We start from the raw sequence: 24,258 nt of genomic DNA, 5'->3' as shown, positions 1-24,258 counted from the left end.
ATCTGGAAGTGCTCTGTGACCTTCACGACTCGTTTGATCGATCATTTTTTTCGATGCCTCACGAATCGCCAGGTCAGAAGGGGGTACCGGGACGGGTCGGAAAACCGGGTGCCTGACCGGAAAACGGGTCAGGCACCCGCGAGCCGGTAGTCGAGCGCCGTACAGCGCCGCCCCGCCGACACCGTGCGCACCGCCTGGCCGATCGCCTTGCGTGAACCCACGAGGACGACCAGCCGTTTGGCGCGGGTCACCGCGGTGTACAGCAGGTTTCGCTGAAGCATCATCCATGCCCCGGTGGTGACGGGGATCACCACTGCGGGATATTCACTTCCCTGTGAACGGTGGATCGTCACCGCGTACGCGTGCGCCAGTTCGTCCAGTTCGTCGAACTCGTACGGAACCTCCTCGTCCTCGTCCGTCAGCACCGTCAGGCGCTGGTCGACCGGGTCGAGCGAGGTGACCACGCCCACGGTGCCGTTGAAGACACCGTTCTCCCCCTTCTCGTAATTGTTGCGAATCTGGGTGACCTTGTCGCCGACACGGAACACCCGGCCCCCGAACCGCTTCTCCGCCAGGTCGGGGCGGGCCGGGGTGACGGCCTGCTGAAGCAGTCCGTTCAGCGTGCCCGCGCCGGCCGGCCCCCGGTGCATGGGTGCCAGGACCTGGACGTCCCGGCGCGGATCGAGACCGAACTTTGCCGGGATGCGACGGGCCGCGACATCCACGGTGAGCCGTCCGGCCTCCTCCGTGTCGTCCTCGACGAAGAGGAAGAAGTCCTTCATGCCGTCGGTGACGGGGTGCTGCCCGGCGTTGATCCGGTGCGCGTTGGTCACCACACCCGACTGCTGGGCCTGGCGGAACACGCGCGTGAGACGGACGGCGGGGATGGGGCTGCCGTCGGCGAGCAGGTCCCTGAGAACCTCCCCCGCGCCGACGCTGGGCAACTGGTCCACATCGCCCACGAAGAGCAGATGCGCGCCCGGCGGTACGGCCTTGACCAGCTTGTTGGCGAGCAGCAGGTCCAGCATGGACGCCTCGTCGACCACCACCAGGTCGGCCTGGAGCGGGCGGTCCCTGTCGTACGCCGCGTCACCGCCGGGCTTGAGCTCCAGGAGGCGGTGGACGGTGGAGGCTTCGGCTCCGGTCAGCTCCGCGAGGCGCTTGGCGGCGCGGCCGGTGGGGGCGGCCAGCACGACCCTGGCCTTCCTCGCGCGGGCCAGCTCCACGATCGAGCGGACCGTGAAGGACTTGCCGCAGCCGGGGCCACCGGTCAGCACGGCGACCTTCTGCGTCAGCGCCAGCTTGACGGCGGCCTCCTGCTCCGGGGCCAGCTCCGTGCCCGTACGGCCCTTGAGCCAGGCCAGTGCCTTGTCCCAGGCCACGTCACGGAAGCCCGGCATGCGGTCCTCGTCGGTGCGCAGGAGGCGCAACAGCTGGGCGGAGAGGGAGAGTTCGGCCCGGTGGAAGGGAACGAGGTAGATGGCCGTCACCGGCTCCGAGGCACCGTCGGGACCGGGGACCCTCTCCCGCACGACGCCGGGGTCGCCGCCGTCCTCGGGGACCTGGGCCAGCTCCGCGAGGCACTCGATGACGAGCCCCGTGTCGACCTGGAGCAGCTTCACCGCGTCCGCGATCAGCCGCTCCTCGGGGAGATAGCAGTTGCCCTGGTCGGTGGCCTGCGACAGCGCGTACTGCAGGCCCGCCTTCACGCGCTCCGGGCTGTCGTGCGGGATGCCGACGGACTGGGCGATCTTGTCGGCGGTGAGGAAGCCGATGCCCCAGACGTCGGCCGCCAGCCGGTACGGCTGGTTCTTCACGACGGAGATCGAGGCGTCGCCGTACTTCTTGTAGATGCGGACCGCGATCGACGTCGAGACCTCGACCGTCTGGAGGAAGAGCATGACCTCCTTGATCGCCTTCTGCTCCTCCCAGGCGTCGGCGATCTTCTTGGTCCGCTTGGGGCCGAGGCCGGGGACCTCGATGAGCCGCTTCGGCTCCTCCTCGATGATCGTCAGGGTGTCCAGGCCGAAGTGCTGGGTGATGCGGTCGGCGAAGACCGGGCCGATGCCCTTGACGAGCCCCGAGCCGAGGTAGCGGCGGATGCCCTGGACGGTGGCCGGCAGGACGGTGGTGTAGTTCTCCACCGTGAACTGCTTGCCGTACTGCGGATGGGAGCCCCAACGCCCCTCCAGCCGCAGGGACTCGCCGACCTGGGCGCCGAGCAGCGCGCCGACGACCGTGAGGAGGTCGCCCGCCCCTCTGCCGGTGTCGACCCGGGCGACCGTGTAGCCGTTCTCCTCGTTGGCATAGGTGATCCGCTCCAGGACGCCTTCGAGGACGGCCAGTCGTCGCTCACCCGTGGAGCTCCCCGCCTGATTGGACATGATCCGACGCTACCGCCCGGGTCCGACAACGGGGGGAGACAGCAACGCGGTCTCCTCGTCCCAGGACTCAACAGCCAGGGCGTCCAGAGCTCACAGCGGGTTGGAATCCATCGGCCTCAAAGCTCCGTTGCACATCCCGATCCCGAACTTACGATGCGGCGAACCACTTTCCGCTTTCGATTACAAGTAGACAAGTCGTGGACATGTCGTATAGTGATCACGACGTCCGTGGCCCTGACCAGGCCATCGGAACATGCGCCGACGCAGAAGGCGGCGGCGCCTCAACAGGGGGAATTCACATGCCGAACTCCGGCATTTTTGGTGCGCCGACTCGGCCTCGTCGCGCCTGAGCATTCCCTGCGTTCCGGACGGCCCCGATCGCTCGGGTCCGTGGGCGTCCTGTGTCCCCATGGAAAACGGGAGGGATCTCTTATGCGTACCCTTGTCCACACCCGCCGGGTCTCGACCATCGGCGTGGCGCTCCTTTTCGCTCTGACCCCGGCCGTCGGATACGCCGCTGACATCGACACGTCCACCGACGAGCCGTCGAGTGCCGCTGCCGTCCGCGCCACCGACTGCTCAGGCAGCGGATCTACCGGCTTCCCCTGGTCGCGGTGCACCAGGCTCGACAACGGCGTGCTGGTCCACGGCAAGAAGACCAACGACACCGAAACGAGGGCCACCACCTCCTACGAGAAGAACGCCGGCGGCAGTGTCACACTCCGGCTCGGCTACAGCAAGAACGGCTCCGAGCACTGGAGCGCCTACTTCACGCAGAAGAAGGGCGAAACGAAGTCGAGGTCCTGGCGCTTCGGCCCTCGCAACCAGGAGTGCAAGTCGTCCATCGGTCTCCTTCAGGAGCGGGGGAGCGACAAGCGTCAGACTCCCATTCAGAAGTGCTGACCTGAACCTGTAGGCATTTCCTGGCGCCCCTGAGTATTTGCTCGGGGGCGCTTTTCCGGGCAACTAGCGGAGAAAGAGCAAGGATGTGTTTGCCGCAGCCTTCGACGATCACACCTGGTTTCTGGTCGGACTCACCCTCGCCGCCGCCGTCGCAGGGTTGATCGCGTCGGCCGTCGCTCGTCGACGCCGGACCGCCCATGCTCTTTGGTGGTCGCCGCTCGGGTTCTGCCTCACCGGAGTCCTCGGCGTCACCCTCGCACTCCGGACCGGTGAACCGGGGCGGGCCGAGTGTGTGATCAGCCATCAGGTCACCGAGCCGCTGCACACCACGCAGGGCCTGTGGAACCTGGCGATGTTCGTCCCGCTCGGGCTGTTCGGCGTTCTGGCTCTGCGGCGTCCCCTTCCCGTGTTGGCTGGTGTCCTGGCTCTGCCCTGCCTGATCGAGCTCGCCCAGGCTCTGTCACCGTTCGGGGGCGGACTCTGTGACAGCGCGGATGTGGCAATGAACGTCGGCGGCGGTGTGCTCGGCGTCGTCGGTGGGGTCGCGCTGACGCGAGGTCATGTCGCGTGGCGTTCATGGGCCAAGCGCACGCTGGCAGTTGCCGGGGCATCGGGTGTGGCCGGGTTGGCCGTCTTCCAGACCGCGATCACGCCCTACAGCGTGGACGGTTCCAGCGTCCGGGGTGTGCACGACGATGAGCGCGAAGCCGCCGAGCGCGCCATACGCCAGGCGTTCGGCGACCGGTACCGGGTCGACACCGTGCAGGCAAGCCCGGGTGTCGACGGCTACAACGGCTGGCTGTCCATCCAGATGGCGGGCGGATACACCGGCCAGTTGATGTGGCCCGGCGGCCGTCAACTGAGCGTGAGCCTTGAGGATTCCAGCCGCCCGACAGAGGCGAGCTTCCCTGTCCAAGGCTCCACGACGCCCCACGACACCCAGAGTGCGTACCGCGTGGCCCAGACCTACATGAAGACGCACTACCCATGGGCTGAGGCGGCCTCCTGGCACGAGACGGTACCCGTGGGTGCCAAGGCCGGGTTCGGATGGCTCACCTCCTGGCGGTTCAAGGAGCGCGGTGTGGTGATGCCGCGAAGCCTCGACGTGCAGATCAACCGGGCCGGACGTGTCTCCCAGCTGCTGGTCGACTTCGGCCCCCAGCACGTGAAACTCCCTGCCGACCTGCTCCCGGCCAAGCGGGCTGAGGAGATCGTCAGGAGGGACGAAGCCGAGAACGGGGTGGATCCTGGCGCGCTCCGGATCCAGGCAGACGTGCTGAAAGCCGACCGCGTCAAGGGCTGGCAAGGTCCTTGGCGCGTCATGTGGTCCGTGAGCGTCGGCGATGTACGGTGCACGCCCGACCGGGACGGTGACGGCTGTGAACCGTCGCAGGTGATGGTCGACGCTGGTACCGGTGAGATCCACGCCGAGTGACTCGTGCGGGACCCGACGCCTACCGCCCGGGTCCGGACAGCGCGGGCGGGCTGTGGACAAAGGGCTCCCCGGCGGTCACCCCGCCTGCGACTTCACGTGGTCGATCACCTTCTGGAAGTCCTCGGTCGGCGCGAACTCCACGAACTCGCAGTCCTCCATGGCCACGGGGGCATGACCGGGCGCCCAGTAATGATCTTCTTTTTACCCGGGACCGCCACCCGACTCGCCGCCCGGCCCCTCGCCCAGCCCGTCGCTCCACCCCGGCGACAGCATCATCACGATCCGGTCTCGGGGTCTTGCCAGCCGCCCGTGTAATCGATTCCAATCCTTCGTACACATCGATGTAATCGATTCCACGAACATCGATCGCACGAACGATCCACAAGGAGGTGGAGCGGCGATGGCGAGCATCAAGGACGTCGCTGCCGAGGCGGGCGTCTCCGTCGCCACGGTCTCGCGCGTCCTGAACGACCATCCGTCGGTCAGCGCCGAGGCACGCGCACGCGTGCTGGCCGCCGTCGAGAGCCTGGGCTACCGCCCGAACGCCGTCGCCCGCTCCCTGCGCACCGACCAGACCCACACCCTCGGCCTGGTCATCAGCGACGTGCTGAACCCCTACTTCACCGAGCTGGCCCGCTCCGTCGAGGAGGAGGCCCGCGCGCTCGGCTACAGCGTCATCATCGGCAACGCCGACGAGCGGCCGGATCTTCAGGACCATCATGTGCGCAACCTGCTGGACCGGCGCATCGACGGACTCCTCGTCTCCCCCACCGACGGCGGCTCGCCGCTGATGCTGGACGCCGCGCGCGCGGGGACGCCGATGGTCTTCGTGGACCGGTGGATCCCGGGCATGGACGTGCCGGTGGTGCGCTCGGACGGGCGGGGCGCCGTACGGGATCTCGTCGCGCATCTGCACGGGCTCGGGCACCGGCGGCTCGCGATCATCGCGGGACCGGCGGCGACCACCACCGGACGGGAACGTGTCGAGGCGTTCCGGGAGGCGCTCGGCGCGTACGGGCTCGAACTCCCCGACGCCTACATCGGACAGGGCGACTTCCAGGCCGACAGCGGGCGCCGGGTCACCGACGGCTTCCTCGACCTGCCCGAGCCGCCCGAGGTCGTGTTCGCGGCCGACAACCTGATGGCGCTCGGCGCGCTGGACGCCGTACGCGCGCGTGGGCTGCGCGTACCGGAGGACCTCGCGCTGGCCGCGTTCGACGACATCCGGTGGTTCGTGCACACCGATCCGCCGATCACCGCGATCGCCCAGCCGACGGGCGAGCTGGGCCGGGCCGCCGTACGGGCCCTGGTCGACCGCATCGAGGGACGGCCCGGCGAGTCCGTCACCCTCCCCGCCCGTCTCGTCGTACGCCGCTCCTGCGGCGAACCACCGGCTTCAACGGAGCCGTCCCCCGTAACGAACAGGAGCCAGTCGTGAGCAACGCGGACGAGTTGCTGCGCATCGAGGGCATAAGGAAGGCCTTCCCGGGCGTGGTCGCGCTGGACGGCGTCGACTTCGAGCTGCGCCGCGGCGAGGTGCATGTGCTGCTCGGTGAGAACGGCGCGGGCAAGAGCACCCTCATCAAGATGCTCTCCGGCGCCTACACGCCCGATGCCGGACGGATCCTGGTCGGCGGTGAGGAGACGCGCATCCATGGTGCGCAGGACTCCGAGCGCCTCGGGATCGCCACGATCTACCAGGAGTTCAACCTCGTTCCCGATCTGACGGTCGCCGAGAACATCTTCCTGGGGCGCCAGCCGCGCCGCTTCGGAATGATCGACCGGAAGAAGATGGAAGCCGACGCCGAGGTCCTTCTCGCGCGCGTGGGCGTGAAGGTGTCGCCACGCGCGCGGGTCCGCGAACTCGGCATCGCGCGCCTTCAGATGGTCGAGATCGCGAAGGCGCTGAGCCTGGACGCGCGCGTGCTGATCATGGACGAGCCGACCGCCGTGCTGACCTCCGAGGAGGTCGACAAGCTCTTCGCGATCGTGCGCAGGCTGCGCGAGGACGGTGTGGGCATCGTCTTCATCACGCATCACCTGGAGGAGATCGCCGCCCTGGGCGACCGGGTGACGGTCATCCGGGACGGAAAGAGCGTCGGGCGGGTACCCGCCGCCACGCCCGAGGACGAACTCGTACGGCTCATGGTCGGGCGCTCGATCGAGCAGCAGTGCCCGCGCGAAGTGCCCGAGAAGGGTGCCCCGTTGCTCACCGTCGAGGGGCTCACCCGTGACGGCGTCTTCCACGACGTCAGCTTCGAGGTGCGCGCCGGTGAGGTCGTCGGCATCGCGGGACTGGTCGGGGCCGGCCGCACCGAGGTGGTGCGCGCGGTGTTCGGGGCCGATCCCTACGACAAGGGCACGGTGAAGGTCGCCGGGGCGCCCCTGAAGGGGCATGACGTCAACTCCGCCATGGCCGCCGGGATCGGGCTCATCCCCGAGGACCGCAAGGGCCAGGGGCTGGTCCTGGACGCGTCCGTGGAGGAGAACCTGGGCCTGGTGACGCTGCGGTCGGCCACACGCGCGGGGATCGTCGACCTCAAGGGGCAACGGGCGGCAGCCGCGCGGATCGCCGAGCAGCTGGGCGTGCGGATGGCCGGACTCGGCCAGCACGTACGGACGCTGTCGGGCGGCAACCAGCAGAAGGTCGTCATCGGCAAGTGGCTGCTCGCCGACACCAAGGTGCTGATCCTCGACGAGCCGACGCGGGGCATCGACGTCGGCGCCAAGGTCGAGATCTACCAGCTCATCAACGAACTCACGGCCGCGGGCGCCGCCGTACTGATGATCTCCAGCGATCTGCCCGAGGTCCTCGGCATGAGCGACCGGGTCCTGGTGATGGCGCAGGGCCGGATCGCGGGCGAACTCTCCGCCGACGAGGCCACGCAGGACGCGGTGATGTCCCTCGCCGTCAGCACGAACACAGCACAGACCGAGAAGGAGGCCCTCCGTGGCCACTGACACGCTCAAGAGCACGACGGGCGCGCGTGGCGCCTCGGGCGGCCTGCGCCGACTGCTGCTCGACAACGGCGCGCTGACCGCGCTGATCATCCTCGTCGTCGCCCTGTCGGCGCTTTCCGGGAACTTCCTGACGACCGACAACCTCCTCAACATCGGCGTCCAGGCGGCCGTGACGGCCATCCTCGCCTTCGGCGTCACCTTCGTGATCGTCTCCGCGGGCATCGACCTGTCGGTCGGCTCGGTGGCCGCGCTCTCCGCGACCGTGCTGGCCTGGAGCGCCGCCGAACAGGGCGTCCCGGTCGCCCTCGCGGTGGTCCTCGCGGTCGTCGTCGGCATAGCGGCCGGGCTGGTCAACGGCTTCCTGATCGCCTACGGCAAGCTGCCGCCGTTCATCGCGACGCTCGCCATGCTGTCGGTGGGCCGCGGTCTGTCCCTGGTGATCTCCGAGGGCAACCCGATCGCCTTCCCCGACTCGGTCTCCCACCTCGGCGACACCCTCGGCAACTGGCTTCCGGTGCCGGTGCTGGTCATGATCGTCATGGGCCTGGTCGCGGCCTTCGTCCTCGGCCGGACGTACATCGGCCGGTCCATGTACGCGATCGGCGGCAACGAGGAGGCGGCGCGGCTTTCGGGGCTGCGGGTGTCGCGGCAGAAGCTCGCCATCTACGCCCTGTCGGGTCTGTTCGCGGCCGTCGCGGGCATCGTGCTGGCCTCCCGGCTCTCCTCGGCGCAGCCGCAGGCGGCCAACGGCTACGAGCTGGACGCGATCGCCGCGGTCGTCATCGGCGGCGCCTCGCTCGCCGGCGGCACCGGCAAGGCGTCCGGCACCCTGATCGGCGCGCTGATCCTCGCGGTGCTGCGCAACGGCCTCAACCTGCTCAACGTGTCCACCTTCTGGCAGCAGGTCGTGATCGGTGTCGTCATCGCGCTGGCCGTGCTGCTGGACACGGTGCGCCGCAAGGCGGGCGCGACCCCGGTGACCTCGGGCCTCGGTGGTGGCGGCAAGGGCAGGCAGGCGGCGACATACGGGCTCGCGGCCGTGGCGACCGTGGCCGTGATCGGCGCGACCTCGCTGCTGCACAACGGCGGCTCGTCCTCGACGACCCCGCGGGTGGGGCTCGCCATCTCCACGCTGAACAACCCCTTCTACGTGTCGCTGCGGGCGGGTGCCCAGGCCGAGGCGAAGAAGCTGGGGGTGGACCTCACCGTCACCGACGCCCAGAACGACGCGTCGCAGCAGGCCAACCAGCTCCAGAACTTCACCAGTTCGGCGCTCGACGTGGTCATCGTCAACGCCGTCGACTCGGACGCCGTCACTCCGGCGGCCAAGGCAGTGAACAAGACCGGCACCCCGCTGATCGCCGTCGACCGCTCGGTGAACAACGCGGACAGCGCGTCGTTCGTCGCCTCCGACAACATCACCGGCGGCAAGCTGGCCGCGAAGGCGCTCGCCGAGAAGCTCGGCGGCACCGGCAGGATCGTGATCCTCCAGGGCCAGGCCGGCACCTCCGCCAGCCGTGAGCGCGGCGCCGGCTTCGCCGAGGGGCTGAAGGCCTACCCGGGCATCAAGGTGGTCGCCAAGCAGCCCGCCGACTGGGACCGCACCAAGGGCCTGGACGCCATGACCAACCTCATGCAGGCCCACCCCGACATCGACGGCGTCTTCGCGGAGAACGACGAGATGGCGCTCGGCGCGCTCAAGGCGCTCGGCTCCAAGGCCGGCAAGTCCGTCCAGGTCATCGGCTTCGACGGAACCGCGGACGGGCTCAAGGCCGTCGAGGCGGGCACGCTGTACGCGTCGGTGGCGCAGCAGCCGACGGAGCTCGGCAGGATCGCCGTACAGAACGCGGTGAAGGCCGCCGCGGGCGACAAGGTCGAGAAGTCGGTGATGGTGCCGGTGAAGGTGGTCACCAAGGAGAACGTGGCCGGCTTCGGCGGCTGACACAAGGGGAACGGCGAACGGGTGGGCGGCCGTTGCACCAGCACGGGGCCGCCCGCCTCGACGCACCACGGGGACCTATCAGGGGAGCAACCTCATGTACGACTACGACCTCCTGGTCGTAGGGTCGGCCAACGCCGACCTGGTGATCGGCGTCGAGCGCCGGCCGGGGGCCGGCGAGACCGTGCTCGGCTCCGATCTGGCCGTCCACCCGGGCGGCAAGGGCGCCAACCAGGCGGTCGCCGCCGCCCGGCTCGGGGCCCGTACGGTCCTGCTGGCCCGGGTCGGCGACGACGCGCACGGCCGGCTGCTGCTCGACTCGCAGCGGGCGGCCGGCGTCGACACGGTGGGCGTCCTGGTCGGCGGCGCGCCGACCGGCGTCGCGCTGATCACGGTGGACCCGTCCGGGGACAACAGCATCGTGGTCTCGCCGGGGGCCAACGGCAGGCTCACCCCCCAGGACGTGCGGGCCGCCGCGAGCCTCTTCCAGGCGTCGCGGGTGGTGTCGGTCCAGCTGGAGATCCCGCTGGAGACGGTCGTCGAGGTGGTGCGCGGCCTCGCGGAGGGCAGCCGCTTCGTCCTGAACCCCTCGCCGCCGCGCCCGCTGCCGGCCGAGGTGCTGGCGGCCTGCGACCCGCTGATCGTCAACGAGCACGAGGCGAAGGTGATCCTCGGCGACTCCGCGGTCGGCGACACCCCCGAGGACTGGGCGCGGATCCTGCTCGCCAAGGGCCCCCGCTCGGTGGTCGTGACCCTCGGTGCGCAGGGCGCGCTGGTGGCCTCCGCCGAGGGCGTGACCCGGGTCCCGTCCGTGCGGGTGGACGCGGTGGACACGACGGGCGCGGGCGACGCGTTCACGGCCGCGCTGGCCTGGAAACTCGGGACGGGCTCGCCCCTGGCCGAGGCGGCGGCGTACGCGGCCCGGGTGGGGGCGGTGGCCGTGACGCGGGAGGGCGCGCAGGTGTCGTTCCCCACGGCGGCGGAGGTCGACGCGCTGTGAAGAGGGCAGGAATCCTGAACCGCCATCTCGCCGGCGCCCTCGCCGAGCTGGGCCACGGCGACGGGGTGCTGGTGTGCGACGCGGGCATGCCGATACCCGACGGTCCCCGGGTCGTGGACCTCGCCTTCCGGGCCGGGGTGCCGTCCTTCGCCGAGGTGGTGGACGGTCTGCTGGCCGAGCTGGTGGTGGAGGGCGCGACGGCGGCGCGGGAGATCAGCGAGGCGAATCCGGCGGCGGCCGCGCTGCTGGCGGGCGAGTTTCCCGGGCTGGAACTGGTCACCCACGAGCGGCTCAAGGAGCTGTCGGCCGGGGCGCGGCTGGTGGTACGGACCGGGGAGGCACGGCCGTACGCGAATGTGCTGCTGCGGTGCGGGGTCTTTTTCTGATCGGAAAGCGATTCTGGGATCAGGGGTCCCGGGAACGTTTCGAGGGGCTCGGTCCATGGACCGAGCCCCTCGGGGTTTCCCCTCCCCGTCAGAACCCCCGCGATCCCCCCAGATCCCCCTCCAAGAGTCCTGACTTCAAGTACGACCCGCGTGGTGGGGGAAGGGTTGTACGGTCTCCGCGGATTTTTTTTCGGCGTGCCTTGGATTCAGGACAGACGTAGCGTTTCAGACATGCAGGAGCTACACGAAAACCCCCTCACGTCCCTCCAGGACGACGTGCTCGACGAGCTCGGCGACGGCCGGATCGGCGACATCGCGGAGCTGCTGGGTACGGACGAGGCAGGGGCTCGGCAGATGGTCGGTACGACGGTGGCGGCGCTGTCCGGCGAGGCGGAGACGGTCGCGACACCGCACGGTGCCCCGCTCACCGGCGTGGCCACGCTGGGCGGCTTCGCGACCGGCGGCCTCATGGCGGGGCTGCTGGCCGAGGAGGCCAGCCCGGTCGCGGACGCGGTGGCCCGCAGGACGAGGCTGCCGAAGGGTGCCGTGTCGCAGGTGGTGGAGATGGTGATTCCGGTGGAGCTGGCGGTGCTCACCAAACGGGCGGCCGGGAAGTAGGGCGTTCCGGGGTGCGCGGACGCCGGGCAGGCGGTGTTCCGGGTCGCTGGTCCGCGCGATGAACCGAGTGGCGTGGGCTCCGTGTGAGGCAGAAGATTGAGGGGTACACCGAGAGGGTGAAAGATCACGGGTGATCGTGAGCCGCGCAAGGCTCGTTCCTCATCACGACAGAAATCCGCCGGAGAGCGGGTGTCCGCCGCCGATGCGATGCGGTCCGCGATCGAACAACTCAGTGAGCTGCTGGGGAGGGCTCCCGAGTCGGTTTCCTCGCTGAGGCCGACGGACCAGGGCTGGGAAGCCGATGTCGAGGTCGTGGAACTGGAACGGATTCCCGAGACGACCAGCGTGATGGCCAGCTACCAGGTGGTGCTGGACCCGGAGGGGAAGCTGCTGGCGTACGAGCGCGGGCGTCGCTACACGCGCGCGCAGGTGGACAGGAAGGACGGCCGCTAGGGGAAGACGCCCCCCGAGGTCGCGCCCTTTCGCCGGGAAGTCGGGCCGGAAGGGATTTCACCGTGACTGTGGTGCCACAGGGCAACGGTGCTGGAGGTGCCCCCGCCTCCGGAGGCGGTTCGGGGAACCTGTACGACGTGCTGGAACTCGTTTTGGACCGAGGCTTGGTCATCGACGCGTTCGTGCGGGTGTCCCTGGTGGGCATCGAGCTGGTGAAGATCGACGCGCGGGTGGTCGTCGCCAGCGTCGACACTTACCTGCGCTTCGCCGAGGCGGCCAACCGGCTGGATCTGGAGTCGGGCCGCAAGGCACCCGCGCAGCTGACCGACATCGTCGAGGGCTCCGTCGAGAGCGGTGCCCACGGCAAGAGCAAAGGGGCGCTGTCGGGCGCTGTCGAGGCGATCACCGAGTCGTTCAAGGGCGGCGGTGACGAGGACGAGGGCGAGGACGAGGACGCCGAGCGTGAGCGCAGGCCGGCGCGCGCGAAACGGAGCGAGCGCGGCGAACGCCGCTCGGAGCGCCGCTCCACACGGGACCGGGAGGAGTGAGCGAGCCCATGTCCGTGTATGTGTACGCGATCACCAACGACTCGCACCCGCTGGACCTGGGCGACGCCGAGGGCGTGGGCGACCCGCCCGGCGAGGTGCGCGTGGTGCGTGGCGCCTCCCTGTGCGCGGTCGTCAGCGAGTGCCCGGACGACCTCTCGGTGGCCCGCCGGGATCTCCAGGCGCATCAGGGCGTCCAGGAGCGGCTCTGGGCCGACGGCCCCACGCTGCCGCTCAGCTTCGGGTTCGTCGCCGCCGACGAGGAGGCCGTACGCGGCGTCCTGGAGGAGCGGGCGGAGCTTTTCGCGCAGCGTCTGGACGAACTCGCCGGGCGGGCGGAGTTCAACGTCAAGGGAGTCCTGGACGAGGACGCGGTGGTACGTACCGTCCTCGAGCAGAACACGCGGGCCCGGGAGCTGAACGAGCTGACCCGCACGGGCGGCGGCACCTACGAGGACCGGCTGGCGCTCGGCGAGTTGGTGTCCCAGGAGGTGCAGGGCCGCCAGGACGCCCTCGCCGAGGAGGTCCTCGCCGCGCTGCGGCCGCTCGCCGAGGCGGAGCAGGTCGCGCCGCCGTCGAAGCAGTACTTCGTGAGCGCGTCCTTCCTCCTGGAGGAGGACAGGGCCGAGGAGTTCAACCGGGCCGGGCAGGAGCTGGCCGAACGCTATGGCGATGGCGTGGAGTTGCGGCTGCGAGGCCCCCTGCCGCCGTACAGCTTTGTCTGAGGTACGGAGGTACGGAGGTACTGACGTACAGGGCCCTGTGGGAGAGGAGGTGCCGTGGGACTGGTCACCGGGATTCTGACGCTCCCGTTCGCGCCCGTGCGGGGCATCGGCTGGGTGCTCGACAAGGTGGTCAAGGCCGCCGAGGACGAGTACTACGACCCGGCTCCCGTGCAGGAGGCACTCGTGAACCTGGAGCGGGCGCGGGACGAGGACCGGATCGACGACGAGGAGTTCGCACGGCAGGAGGAGGCCCTGCTGCACCGTCTGGAGGAGATCAGGGCCTACCAGCTGCGGCAGGGCGGACAGCCCGGTCCGTGACGCGTGGTCGCGAGCCGCTGCCTGGGTGAGGAGAGAAGACAGGTCATGAACAACGCCAAGATCGGCGCGGCGCTGCTGGGCGGTTACATGCTGGGGCGGACCAAGAAGGTGAAGCTCGCCCTCGGCCTCGGTGCGCTGCTCGCCGGATCACGGATCAAGCCCGGGCAGGTCGGCAAGGCCCTCCAGGAGTCCCCCTTCGTCCACACCCTCACCGACCAGGTGCGCTCCGAACTGACCGACGCGGGGAAGGCCGCGGCGACCACCGTCCTGAGCTCGAAGGCCGACCACCTGGCCGACACCCTGCACCAGCGCACCGCCGGGCTGCGGGAGAGGGCGCAGGAGGAGGACACCGAGGCCGAGGACGACGTCGAGGACGAGACGGAGCAGGACGAGACGGAGACGGAGACGGAGCAGGACGAGGAGCCGCGCGACGAGGGGAACGGCGAGGAACGCCGGGCGAAGCCCCGGAAGGAGGCGTCCCGGAGCGCCGGGCGCGGCAGGTCGCAGCGCGGCAGGCCGGGGCGGGACGACGAGGAAGAGCCCCGCAGGAGGAAGACCTCCGCCTCACAGAGCCGCTCACGCGGCGGTGGCGCCGCGCGGTCGAGCAGGCAGGGGCAGGACCATGGCTGAGCGCAAGGCGACGGGCCGCGGCTCGGGCGGCACGGGGACCAGGACGAAGTCCGAGGAGCGGGTGCCGGGTACGGACCGGCTGAAGGACGAGCTGGAGAACTATGTCCAGGCCCGGCTTCAGACGGCACTGGAGGGCATGGGCGACCGGCTCGGCGAGGGTGCCCGCCGGCTGGGCGAGGCCCACATCGGTCCGCGCGGACTGGCCGGCGCGGTGACCAAGGGCGGCAAGAAGCTCGGCGAGCACCTGCCGTCGGGCATGGGGGCGCTGACCTCGACGGCCTCCCACGCGAAGGACACGGCATCGCACGCCAAGGACGCGGTGGTGGACAAGGCCAAGGACGCCGCCGGGCATCTGCCGGGGCAGAGCCGGGACAAGGACCCCGGCAACGACCCGGACAGCATGGGCAAAGGGATCACCATCATCGAGGACATCGATGTGGGCGTGCCCGTGCGCGAGGCGTACGACCAGTGGACGCAGTTCCAGGAGTTCGACCGCTTCGCCAAGGGCGTGGTCGGCATCGAGCAACAGGACGACACCACGGCCAGGTGGCATGTGAAGGTCGCCAAGTCCAACCGGCGCTTCCGGAGCACCATCACGGAACAGGTGCCCGACGAGCGCATCGCCTGGACGAGCTCCGGGGACAAGGGCTCGACCCAGGGCGTCGTCACCTTCCACCCCCTCACCGACAACCTCACCAAGGTGCTGCTGGTCCTGCGGTACTTCCCCAAGGGGCCGGTCGAGCGGGTCGGCAGCTGGATGCGCGCGCAGGGGCGCCGCGCCCGGCTCGACCTGAAGCTCTTCCGCACCTTCGTGATGATGCGCGGGGAGGCCACCGGCGGCTGGCGCGGGGAGATCCGCGAGGGCGAGGTGGTCCGGGAGCCCGAGGAGGTCGAGGAAGCCGAGCAGGACGAGGAGGACGCGAAGGGCCGGGCCGAGCACGACGAGCCCGAGGACGAGTACGACGAGGACGACGAGGACGACGAGGACGACGAGGAGCCGGAAGAGGACGAGGAGCCCGAGGACCGGTACGAGGACGAGGAGGAGGACGAGGACGACTGGGAGGAGGACGAGAACGAAGACCGGCACCCTGACGACGACACCGACGAGTCGAGAACACCGTGACCGAGCCCGTCCCCACCCGCTCCACGCCGTCCCGGGCGATGTCCCCGTACGGCGAGTCATCCAGCGCGAACCTCGCCGACATCCTCGAACGCGTGCTCGACAAGGGCATCGTCATCGTCGGCGACATCAAGATCAACCTGCTCGACATCGAGCTGCTCACCATCAAGCTCCGCCTCCTGGTCGCCTCGGTCGACAAGGCCAAGGAGATCGGCATCGACTGGTGGGAGCACGACCCCGCGCTGTCCTCCCGCGCCGACCGGCAGGACAGCCTCAAGGAGCAGAACGAACAGCTGCGCGCCGAGGTCGAGGAGCTGCGCCGGAAGGTCGAGAAGTCCGAGAGGCCGGAGTCCGCGGGCGAGTTGCCCGAGCGCGGGTCGAGCAGTCGACGCCGGCCTCGTGAGACGGACCGGGAGTCCGCCGCCGAGCCACGCCGTCCCCGGCGCAAGAGGGACGACGCCGAGGGCCGGGACAGGGACGGAGACCGGGACAGGGACCGGGACAGGGACCGGGACAGGGACCGGTAGCCGTGAACGGGCAACGTCTGAGCTACGCCTACGCCGTGGTCAGGTCGTCCGACCCCGCGGCACGGCGGGCGCGGGCGGCGCTGGCCGACGTCCGCGGTGTGGCGGACGCACCCGTCACGCTGGTCCGCTCGGGCGCGGTGGCCGCCGCGGTGAGCGCGGTGCCCGGGGAGGAGTTCGCGGAGGGGGCCCTGAAGGCGCGTCTGGAGGATCTCGACTGGCTGGAGTCGACGGCCCGGTCCCATCACCTGGTCATCGAGACGCTGGCCGCCCGCACGACGGTCCTCCCGCTGCGGCTGGCCACGGTGTACCTCGACGACAGCCGGGTCGAGTGGATGCTGGGCGAACGGCAGCAGGACTTCACCGCGCTGCTGGACCGGTTCGAGGACCACGTGGAGTGGGGCGTGAAGGTGTACGCGGAGATCGCCGCCCCGTCCGAGCCGGCCCAACCGGCCGAGCCGGCCCAGCCGGACGAGTGGTCACAGTCGGCCCGACCGGACGCGGGGCGCGCGTACCTGCGCCGCCGCAGGCAGCACCGCCAGGCGCGCGAGGACACACGGCGGGCCGCCGAGGAGGCCGTACGGCGGACGGAGGAGCAGGCCCGTGGTCTCGCGGTGGAGCGTGCCCGGCACCGCCCCCAGCAGGGGACCCTGGCCCGGCTCCCCGGCGACCTCCCCGGCGAGAACGTCGCCAACGACGCCTACCTCGTCCCGCGCCGCGCGGCCGAGGAGTTCCGCGACCGGATGCTGCACACCGCCGACGACCTGCCCGGCGTACGGGTGGAGGTCACCGGCCCGTGGGCGCCGTACTCCTTCACCGCGCCCCTCGAAGAGGCCCGACAACCGTGACGGACTCCTACGGCGACTCCTACGACGACGACCGCCCGCTCGCCGGAACCCAGGTCGCGCTGATCGACCTGCTCGACCGGCTGCTGAGCGGCGGTGTGGTGATCACCGGCGATGTCGTGCTGTCGATCGCGGACATCGACCTGGTGCGGGTCTCGCTGCGCGCGGTCGTGATCGCCGTTCGCGAGCAGGTGGAGGAGCAGTGGGCACCCGTCCTGCGGGACCGAGGGCCCGGCCAGAACGGCGGCGACCGCGGTGACGACCCCGGCTGACCGCCCGCCCCCCGACCGCCTGCGCGAGGTCGCTCAGGCCGCGCACCGCGCGTTCTCGCTGCTGCCCGCCCAGCCGGACGACATGACCCCGCCGGCCACGGGCCGCTCCGCCGCACGCCGGCTGCACACCGACCCCGACACCGTGGAGCGCGACCTGGTCAGGCTGGTCCTCACCATCGTCGAGCTGCTGCGCCAGCTGATGGAGCGCCAGGCCCTGCACCGCGTCGACGAGGGCGATCTGACCGAGGAGCAGGAGGAGCGCCTCGGACTGACCCTGATGCTCCTGCACGACCGGATGACCGAACTGTGCGACCGCTACGGACTGACGCTGGAGGACCTCAACCTGGATCTGGGGCCCCTGGGGACGCTGCTTCCGCCGCCGTGAGGTCTGTCGGCAAGCGGGACGCCGACGGCCCGCATGCCGTCGGCGTCCCGCTGTGCGCTGCCCGTGTCGGGGTGCTAGCCCGCGTGCTCCACGAACCGCGCCGCGGTCTCCGCCAGCAGCTCGCGGCCGTCGCGCGCCCACAGCTGGTCGTTGAACAGCTCCACCTCGACGGCACCGGTGTAGCCCGCCGCCTCCACGTACCCGAGCCACTCCCGCATGTCGACCGAGCCGTCCCCGATCTGCCCGCGCCCGGTGAGGACGCCCGCGGGCAACGGGGTGATCCAGTCGGCGAGTTGGAAGGTGTGGATACGGCCGCCCGCGCCCGCCCGGGCGATCTGCGCGGGCGCGTTGTCGTCCCACCAGATGTGGTACGTGTCGACCGTGACCCCGACCTGCCGGGCGGGGAAGCGCTCGGCGAGGTCGAGGGCCTGGGCGAGGGTGGAGACCACGCAGCGGTCCGAGGCGAACATCGGGTGGAGCGGCTCGATCGCCAGCTTCACCCCGTGCTCCTCGGCGTACGGACCCAGCACCGTCAGCGCGTCCGCGATCCGCTCCCGGGCGCCGTGCAGGTCCTTCGAGCCGGCCGGCAGGCCGCCGGAGACCAGCACCAGCGTGTCCGTGCCCAGCGCCGCCGCCTCGTCGACCGCGCGGCGGTTGTCGTCCAGCGCCCTGGCCCGCTCGTCCGGGTCGATCGCCGTGAGGAAGCCGCCGCGGCACAGGGTGGTGACGGTCAGACCCGCGTCGCGGACCAGCTTGGCCGTCGCCTCCAGGCCGTACTCCTGGACGGGCTCACGCCACAGGCCGACGTTCACCACGCCCAACCGGCCGCATTCCTCGACCAGTTCGGGCAGGCTCAGCTGCTTCACCGTCATCTGGTTGATGGAGAAGCGGGACAGATCCTTCTGGGCGCTCACTGGGCCACTCCGTACAGGGACAGCAGGTTCTTCATCCGCTCCTCCGCGAGCTTCGGATCGGGGAACAGGCCGAGGCCGTCGGCGAGTTCGTAGGCGCGGGCGAAGTGCGGCAGGGAGCGGGCCGACTGGAGGCCGCCGACCATGGTGAAGTGGGACTGGTGGCCGGCCAGCCAGGCCAGGAAGACCACGCCCGTCTTGTAGAAGCGGGTGGGCGTCTGGAAGAGGTGGCGGGACAACTCGACCGTGGGGTCGAGGAGTTCACGGAAGCCGCCGACGTTCCCCGTGTCCAGGACCCGGACCGCCTCGGCCGCCAGCGGGCCCAGCGGGTCGAAGATGCCGAGCAGGGCGTGGCTGAAGCCCTGTTCGTCGCCCGCGATGAGCTCGGGGTAGTTGAAGTCGTCCCCGGTGTAGCAGCGCACGCCCTGCGGGAGGCGGCGGCGGATGTCGATCTCCCGCTGGGCGTCCAGCAGGGAGACCTTGATGCCGTCGACCTTGTCGGGGTGGGCGGCGATGACCTCCAGGAAGGTGTCGGTGGCCGTGTCGAGGTCGCTCGACCCCCAGTAGCCCTCCAGCGCCGGGTCGAACATCGGGCCGAGCCAGTGCAGGACCACCGGTTCGGCGGCCTGCCGGAGCAGATGGCCGTAGACCTCCAGGTAGTCCTCGGGACCCCGCGCCGCGGCGGCCAGGGCGCGCGAGGCCATCAGGATGGACTGCGCCCCGGTCGCCTCGACGAGGGCGAGCTGCTCCTCGTAGGCCGCCCGGACCTCCACGAGAGATCCGCCGGCGATCTGGTCGGTGCCGACACCGCAGGCGATCCGCCCGCCGACGGCCTTCGCCTCGGCGGCGCTGCGGCGGATCAGCTCGGCCGCGCCCGCCCAGTCCAGACCCATCCCGCGCTGGGCGGTGTCCATGGCCTCGGCGACGCCGAGCCCGTGGGACCACAGATGGCGGCGGAAGGCGAGGGTGGCGTCCCAGTCGACGGCGGCGGCCGAGTCGGGCGACACGTCGGCGTACGGGTCGGCGACGACATGCGCCGCCGAGAAGACCGTACGGGAGGTGAGGGGTGCGCCCGGAGCGAGGGCGAGGGGCTCGGCGCGCGGCTCGTACGCCCGCAGGCCACCCCGGGAGTCGGGCAGGTGGATCGTCACAGCTGGATCTCCGGAACGTCGATGCGGCGGCCCTCGGCCGAGGACTTCAGGCCCAGCTCGGCGAGCTGGACGCCGCGGGCGCCGGCGAGGAGGTCCCAGTGGTAGGGGGCGTCGGCGTAGACGTGCTTGAGGAACAGCTCCCACTGGGCCTTGAAGCCGTTGTCGAACTCGGAGTTGTCGGGGACCTCCTGCCACTGGTCGCGGAAGGAGTAGGTCGCCGGGATGTCCGGGTTCCAGACCGGCTTGGGGGTGAGGGAGCGGTGCTGGACACGGCAGTTGCGCAGGCCCGCGACCGCCGAACCCTCCGTGCCGTCCACCTGGAACTCGACCAGCTCGTCGCGGTTGACGCGCACGGCCCAGGAGGAGTTGATCTGGGCGATGGCGCCGCCGTCGAGCTCGAAGACGCCGTACGCGGCGTCGTCGGCCGTGGCGTCGTAGGGCTTGTCGTTCTCGTCCCAGCGCTGCGGGATGTGGGTGGTGGCGATGGCCTGCACCGACTTGACCCGGCCGAAGAGCTCGTGGAGCACGTACTCCCAGTGCGGGAACATGTCGACAACGATGCCACCGCCGTCCTCGGCGCGGTAGTTCCAGGACGGGCGCTGGGCGGCCTGCCAGTCGCCCTCGAAGACCCAGTAGCCGAACTCGCCGCGGATGGAGAGGATCCGCCCGAAGAAGCCGCCGTCGATGAGCCGCTTCAGCTTGAGGAGCCCCGGGAGGAAGAGCTTGTCCTGGACGACGCCGTGCTTGATGCCGGCCTCGTTCGCGAGCCGGGCCAGCTCCAGGGCGCCTTCCAGACCGGTGGCGGTGGGCTTCTCGGTGTAGATGTGCTTGCCGGCGGCGATCGCCTTGCGGATCGCCTCCTCGCGGGCGGAGGTGACCTGGGCGTCGAAGTAGATCTCGACGGTCGGGTCGGCGAGGACGGCGTCCACGTCGGTCGAGATGTTGTCCTGATCCAGGCCGTGCTGCTCGGCGAGCGCCTTGAGGGCGTGCTCACGGCGACCGACGAGGATCGGCTCCGGCCACAGCACGGTGCCGTCGCCGAGGTCGAGACCGCCCTGTTCGCGGAGGGCCAGGATGGAGCGGACCAGGTGCTGGCGGTAGCCCATGCGCCCCGTCACACCGTTCATGGCGATACGCACCGTCTTGCGTGTCACGTCATTCCCTTCGTAGGCGTCGTACACAGCGTCGTACGCGGTTCTGCGTGCCGCGTACGCCCCTACCCTGTTGAGCGTCACAGCAAGCGCTTTCTATGGGATAAGAAGCTAGCCTCTGACCAGGGGTCCGGACAAGACCGTGACCGGGTTGAGTTGTTCGAGGGGACGAACAACGGGGGTTCTTGGCCGTAAGGTCTGCTCGACATACACGGAACCGTGGCCGCTCACGGCCTGTCTACGAAGAGGCGGGCCTGTCGGTGAGCAGTACGTGGGCTGTCCGCGAGCAGTACGCGGACAGGTCTGTGAGCAGTACGAGGTGGTACGACGAGATGCACGACCGGAGGACGACGAGATGACGGTGACCCTGGCGGACGTGGCGGCCCGCGCCCAGGTCTCCCCCGCGACGGTGTCGCGCGTGCTGAACGGGAACTACCCCGTCGCCGCTTCCACCCGGGAACGGGTGCTGCGGGCGGTGGACGAGCTGGACTACGTGCTGAACGGTCCCGCGAGCGCGCTGGCCGCGGCCACGTCCGACCTGGTCGGCATCCTGGTCAACGACATCGCCGACCCCTTCTTCGGGATCATGGCGAGCGCGATCCAGGCGGAGATCGGGGGCCCGGGCGGCCGGGCGGGCGGCGAGCGGCTGGCCGTGGTCTGCAACACGGGGGGTTCGCCCGAGCGCGAGCTGACGTACCTGACCCTGTTGCAGCGGCAGCGGGCCGCGGCGGTCGTACTGACCGGCGGCGCGGTCGAGGACGCCCCGCACGCGGCGGCGGTCGCGGCGAAGCTGCGGAAGCTGGCGGACGCCGGGACCCGGGTCGTGCTGTGCGGCCGCCCGCCGTCCTCGGACACCGGCGCGATCGCCCTGACCTTCGACAACCGCGGCGGCGGACGCGAACTGACCGAGCACCTGATCGGCCTGGGCCACCGGCGGCTCGGCTACATCGCGGGCCCGGAGGAGCGGACCACCACCCGGCACCGGCTGGAGGGCCACCGGGCGGCGCTGGAGGCGCACGGGATCGAGGAGGACGCCCGCTGGACGGTCTACGGGCGCTACGACCGGCAGTCGGGCTACGAGGCGACGCTGGAGCTGCTGCGCCGGGATCCGTCCCTGACGGCCGTCGTCGCGGCGAACGACTCCGTCGCGCTGGGGGCGTGTGCGGCGCTGCGGGATTCGGGGTTGCGGATTCCGGACGACGTGTCGGTGGCGGGATTCGACGATCTGCCGTTCAGCATCGACGCGGTGCCTTCTCTCACGACGGTGCGGCTGCCGTTGTCGGAGGCGGGGGCGCGGGCGGGGCGGATCGCGATGGGGCGGGAGGAGCCGCCGCCCGGGGGGATCGCGACGATTCGGGGGGAGTTGATGGTTCGGGGGTCTGCTGGGGGGCCTCGAAAGTAGGAGAGCCGCAGGGGCTCGGGGGCCTTGAGACGTGCCCATGGCCGGGGTAGCTCGTCGGGGACGATGACGCGGTGCCCGGCGCGACGGCAGGTCCGCGCCGTGCGGACGAGACACAGGCGCGCACCAACCGCATCTCACCGCGCGTGCAGTCCCGCAGGCATCAGGCTTCCCGGTGCGGCATCGATCAGGTTCGGGCGAGTTCCTGCGCAGCGTCGAGGACCAGGTGCCACGGGTACCCTTTCGGCTTGCCCTGGCCTGGCTGGTTGGGCACGAATCCGCCGTCGCCGTACAGGACCCGTACACCCATGCCCCGCAGCTCCTCGACGCTGCGCTCGAACTGGCGGTGCTGTACGTAGGCCGCGTTGACGCACGGCATGGTCACCATCGGGATGCCCTTGCCGATGGCCTCGGCGACGACGCCCACCACGAAGTCGTGGGTGAGGCCGAGCGCCCACGAGTTCACCGTGTTGAAGGTGGCGGGCGCGATGGCGATGACGTCCGCCTTCGGCCATACGTCCGGTTCACCCGGCAGTTTGTACTCACTGCGCACGGGGTGACCTGTCAGTCGTTCGAGCTCGGCCAGCTGCGGCGTCAGCCAGCGCTGTGCGGTCGGGGTCAGACCTAGGCAGACGTCGAAGCCGCGCCCCTGCGCGTTGTGGACGACCTTCGGGATGTCGAAGACGGGAGGGGCTGCCGAGCCGAACAGATAGAGCACAGGGTCCGTTGTCGTCATGTTCCCATCCGACCACACGCAACTGTGCCTGCTCAGCAGGCAGTCAGGAGGAAGCACGCAGGAGTACGGACGTGGGTACTGTTCAAGGTGGCTACTCAGAACGGAGAGACCCGTATGCCCACGTTGGACGAGAACCACACGGGCGCACGCATCAGGGACCAGCGCAGACTGGCCAGGCTCACACAACGCCAGTTGGCGGGCCGGCTGCCCTACTCCTACAGCTTGCTGAACCAGGTGGAGTGCGGGGCCCGCCCCGCCTCTGCCGACTTCGTGGCAGCCTGCGCCAAGGCGCTCAGCATCGATGTCACCGTGCTGACCGGACAGCCTTACGTGACCGAACTCCAACGTGACCGGCTCGCCGAACTGGTGCGCCCGATCCGCGAGTCGCTCGACCTGTACGACCTCGGCACCAACCCGGAGCTGACCGTGCAACCGGCGGAACAGCTCATCGCAGGTGCGGACAGGCTGTGTCAGGAGGTCCGGGCCACACATCTGCGGAACGCTGCGCGGAAACTGCCCGGCCTTGTCGCCGAACTCACTCACACCGCCTGGTCGACGCCGACCACCAGGCTGTGGCAGGCGCTCGCCTCTGCGTATCGCACCGCACACGACATCAGCGTCAAGCTCGGCTACTACGACCTCTCGGCCGTCGCCCTCGACCGCATGGACTGGGCGGCACAGCGCGCCTCAGATCCGTGTCTGTCGGCCGTACGCCAATACATGCGGGCACTGGTCTACTTCCGCGAGGGCGAGTACCGGATCGGACAGCGTCTTGTCGCCGCCGGCCACGGTCTGGTCCGTCAAGCCGACGAGACGCGCGAAGCTTCGGCTGTCTCCGGTCAGCTGCACCTCGGAGGATCCGTGATCGCGGCGCGAGCGCAGGACGAGGGGGCAGTGAAGGCGCACATCGCGGAGGCGCGCCGAATCGCCGAGCGCATCGGCGATGCCTCGGATGTGCACTGGCTGAGTTTCGGCCCCACGAACGTAGCCCTGCACAAGATGTCCGCCGCCGTCGAGATGCACCAGTACGACGACGCGCTCAAGCAAGCCCGGAAGATCAAGCTGCCGTCGCAGCTGGCCACGTCCCGCCGAGCCCACTTCCTGATCGACAAGTCGCGTACGGAGATGGAGACCGGGCAGACCGAAGGAGCACTGAAGTCACTGGTCGAGGCTCGGCGAGTGGCGCCCGAGCAGACTCGCTATCACCCGGCGGCCCGGGAGACGATCACCGGGCTGGTGCACCTGTCGCGCCGTACTCCCGACACGCTGAACCACATGGCAACCTGGATCGGCCTCTAGACCCGCTCCCAGCGCTCACAAATCTGTGAGCGTCGGCCTCTTCTCGCAGCGTCACGCTGTTCTCACACCTGGTCGACGAAGGGTGTGGACAGCGCGGCGACAACGGTCAGTTCGCTTTGAGCTGCCGCGACCCGACGCCCTCGCCGCTGCGCCCTCGTCGCCAAACAC

The 24,258-nt window shown here is 70.2% G+C and carries 25 protein-coding genes; 20 read left to right on the top strand and 5 right to left on the bottom strand.

Going from position 1 to position 24,258, the window contains the following annotated elements; all coding sequences use genetic code 11:
* Positions 1-128: 128 nt before the first annotated feature.
* Positions 129-2,384 carry an ATP-dependent RecD-like DNA helicase gene (locus ACFU95_RS05390; RefSeq protein ID WP_383822007.1) on the bottom strand — a complete coding sequence of 752 codons (2,256 nt, stop codon included), beginning with the start codon at positions 2,382-2,384 and terminating at the stop codon, positions 129-131.
* A gap of 432 nt (positions 2,385-2,816) precedes the next feature.
* Here ACFU95_RS05390 and ACFU95_RS05385 point away from each other — a divergent pair, with 432 nt between their 5' ends.
* The 18 genes from ACFU95_RS05385 to ACFU95_RS05300 all read left to right on the top strand — a co-directional run bounded on the left by ACFU95_RS05385 (position 2,817) and on the right by ACFU95_RS05300 (position 17,443).
* On the top strand, positions 2,817-3,287 hold the full coding sequence (locus tag ACFU95_RS05385; RefSeq protein WP_383822004.1) for a hypothetical protein: 471 nt from the start codon (positions 2,817-2,819) through the stop codon (positions 3,285-3,287).
* Between the two features lie 85 nt (positions 3,288-3,372).
* The gene (locus tag ACFU95_RS05380) at positions 3,373-4,722 is read left to right on the top strand and encodes a VanZ family protein (protein ID WP_383822001.1); all 1,350 of its coding nucleotides are present in this window, start codon (positions 3,373-3,375) and stop codon (positions 4,720-4,722) included.
* Between the two features lie 400 nt (positions 4,723-5,122).
* The gene (locus ACFU95_RS05375) at positions 5,123-6,160 is read left to right on the top strand and encodes a LacI family DNA-binding transcriptional regulator (RefSeq protein ID WP_383821998.1); all 1,038 of its coding nucleotides are present in this window, start codon (positions 5,123-5,125) and stop codon (positions 6,158-6,160) included.
* Complete coding sequence (locus ACFU95_RS05370) at positions 6,157-7,683, top strand: sugar ABC transporter ATP-binding protein (protein WP_383821995.1); 1,527 nt, start codon at positions 6,157-6,159, stop codon at positions 7,681-7,683. The genes ACFU95_RS05375 and ACFU95_RS05370 overlap by 4 nt, the downstream gene beginning before the upstream one ends.
* A complete protein-coding gene (locus ACFU95_RS05365) occupies positions 7,673-9,625 on the top strand; it encodes a substrate-binding domain-containing protein (RefSeq protein ID WP_383821991.1) in 1,953 nt (650 codons plus the stop codon). The genes ACFU95_RS05370 and ACFU95_RS05365 overlap by 11 nt, the downstream gene beginning before the upstream one ends.
* A gap of 94 nt (positions 9,626-9,719) precedes the next feature.
* A complete protein-coding gene (locus tag ACFU95_RS05360) occupies positions 9,720-10,622 on the top strand; it encodes a ribokinase (protein ID WP_383821988.1) in 903 nt (300 codons plus the stop codon).
* Positions 10,619-11,008: a D-ribose pyranase gene (rbsD, locus tag ACFU95_RS05355; RefSeq protein WP_383821986.1), complete on the top strand. Its 390-nt coding sequence runs from the start codon at positions 10,619-10,621 to the stop codon at positions 11,006-11,008. Before ACFU95_RS05360 ends, rbsD begins: the two co-directional genes overlap by 4 nt.
* Positions 11,009-11,239: 231 nt before the next feature.
* Positions 11,240-11,626, top strand: a complete 387-nt coding sequence (locus tag ACFU95_RS05350) for a hypothetical protein (RefSeq protein WP_383821984.1) — start codon at positions 11,240-11,242, stop codon at positions 11,624-11,626.
* Between the two features lie 123 nt (positions 11,627-11,749).
* Positions 11,750-12,079, top strand: coding sequence for a gas vesicle protein (locus ACFU95_RS05345; protein ID WP_383822262.1), 330 nt, complete (start codon positions 11,750-11,752; stop codon positions 12,077-12,079).
* A 62-nt stretch (positions 12,080-12,141) separates the two neighbouring features.
* The gene (gvpJ, locus tag ACFU95_RS05340) at positions 12,142-12,627 is read left to right on the top strand and encodes a gas vesicle protein GvpJ (protein WP_383821982.1); all 486 of its coding nucleotides are present in this window, start codon (positions 12,142-12,144) and stop codon (positions 12,625-12,627) included.
* 8 nt (positions 12,628-12,635) lie between these two features.
* Positions 12,636-13,349: a GvpL/GvpF family gas vesicle protein gene (locus tag ACFU95_RS05335; RefSeq protein ID WP_383821980.1), complete on the top strand. Its 714-nt coding sequence runs from the start codon at positions 12,636-12,638 to the stop codon at positions 13,347-13,349.
* A 54-nt stretch (positions 13,350-13,403) separates the two neighbouring features.
* Positions 13,404-13,667 carry a gas vesicle protein GvpG gene (locus tag ACFU95_RS05330; protein WP_030051247.1) on the top strand — a complete coding sequence of 88 codons (264 nt, stop codon included), beginning with the start codon at positions 13,404-13,406 and terminating at the stop codon, positions 13,665-13,667.
* 45 nt (positions 13,668-13,712) lie between these two features.
* A complete protein-coding gene (locus tag ACFU95_RS05325) occupies positions 13,713-14,297 on the top strand; it encodes an ABC transporter substrate-binding protein (protein WP_383821977.1) in 585 nt (194 codons plus the stop codon).
* The gene (locus ACFU95_RS05320; protein WP_383821974.1) at positions 14,290-15,420 is read left to right on the top strand and encodes an SRPBCC family protein; all 1,131 of its coding nucleotides are present in this window, start codon (positions 14,290-14,292) and stop codon (positions 15,418-15,420) included. The genes ACFU95_RS05325 and ACFU95_RS05320 overlap by 8 nt, the downstream gene beginning before the upstream one ends.
* Positions 15,417-15,944 carry a gas vesicle protein gene (locus tag ACFU95_RS05315; protein ID WP_383821971.1) on the top strand — a complete coding sequence of 176 codons (528 nt, stop codon included), beginning with the start codon at positions 15,417-15,419 and terminating at the stop codon, positions 15,942-15,944. The genes ACFU95_RS05320 and ACFU95_RS05315 overlap by 4 nt, the downstream gene beginning before the upstream one ends.
* Positions 15,945-15,946: 2 nt before the next feature.
* Positions 15,947-16,789 (top strand): GvpL/GvpF family gas vesicle protein, encoded by an 843-nt coding sequence (locus ACFU95_RS05310; RefSeq protein ID WP_383821968.1) that lies wholly within the window; start codon positions 15,947-15,949, stop codon positions 16,787-16,789.
* Entirely contained in the window at positions 16,786-17,058 is a 273-nt protein-coding gene (locus ACFU95_RS05305) for a gas vesicle protein (RefSeq protein ID WP_383821965.1), read from the top strand. Before ACFU95_RS05310 ends, ACFU95_RS05305 begins: the two co-directional genes overlap by 4 nt.
* Positions 17,042-17,443, top strand: a complete 402-nt coding sequence (locus ACFU95_RS05300; protein ID WP_383821963.1) for a gas vesicle protein K — start codon at positions 17,042-17,044, stop codon at positions 17,441-17,443. Before ACFU95_RS05305 ends, ACFU95_RS05300 begins: the two co-directional genes overlap by 17 nt.
* Positions 17,444-17,517: 74 nt before the next feature.
* Here the strand turns inward: ACFU95_RS05300 and ACFU95_RS05295 are convergent, their stop codons facing one another.
* Genes ACFU95_RS05295 through ACFU95_RS05285 form a run of 3 tightly spaced genes read right to left on the bottom strand, consistent with a single transcriptional unit; the run spans position 17,518 to position 20,659 of the window.
* Positions 17,518-18,315, bottom strand: coding sequence for a sugar phosphate isomerase/epimerase family protein (locus ACFU95_RS05295; protein WP_383822259.1), 798 nt, complete (start codon positions 18,313-18,315; stop codon positions 17,518-17,520).
* Between the two features lie 38 nt (positions 18,316-18,353).
* On the bottom strand, positions 18,354-19,505 hold the full coding sequence (locus ACFU95_RS05290) for a dihydrodipicolinate synthase family protein (protein ID WP_383821960.1): 1,152 nt from the start codon (positions 19,503-19,505) through the stop codon (positions 18,354-18,356).
* Positions 19,502-20,659, bottom strand: coding sequence for a Gfo/Idh/MocA family protein (locus tag ACFU95_RS05285; RefSeq protein ID WP_383821957.1), 1,158 nt, complete (start codon positions 20,657-20,659; stop codon positions 19,502-19,504). The genes ACFU95_RS05290 and ACFU95_RS05285 overlap by 4 nt, the downstream gene beginning before the upstream one ends.
* Positions 20,660-21,011: 352 nt before the next feature.
* Between ACFU95_RS05285 and ACFU95_RS05280 the strand changes: the two genes are divergently transcribed.
* A complete protein-coding gene (locus ACFU95_RS05280) occupies positions 21,012-22,058 on the top strand; it encodes a LacI family DNA-binding transcriptional regulator (RefSeq protein WP_383821954.1) in 1,047 nt (348 codons plus the stop codon).
* A 184-nt stretch (positions 22,059-22,242) separates the two neighbouring features.
* Here ACFU95_RS05280 and ACFU95_RS05275 read toward each other — a convergent pair whose 3' ends face one another.
* Entirely contained in the window at positions 22,243-22,791 is a 549-nt protein-coding gene (locus tag ACFU95_RS05275; protein ID WP_383821951.1) for a flavoprotein, read from the bottom strand.
* Positions 22,792-22,905: 114 nt separating this feature from the next.
* On the opposite strand from ACFU95_RS05275, the gene ACFU95_RS05270 reads away from it, so the two are divergent.
* Positions 22,906-24,090, top strand: a complete 1,185-nt coding sequence (locus ACFU95_RS05270; RefSeq protein ID WP_383821948.1) for a helix-turn-helix domain-containing protein — start codon at positions 22,906-22,908, stop codon at positions 24,088-24,090.
* Positions 24,091-24,258: the final 168 nt, after the last annotated feature.

It is taken from the genome of Streptomyces sp. NPDC057623 (genome assembly GCF_042800355.1).
Lineage (GTDB): Bacteria > Actinomycetota > Actinomycetes > Streptomycetales > Streptomycetaceae > Streptomyces.
This window is presented reverse-complemented; position numbering and strand designations above follow the sequence as displayed.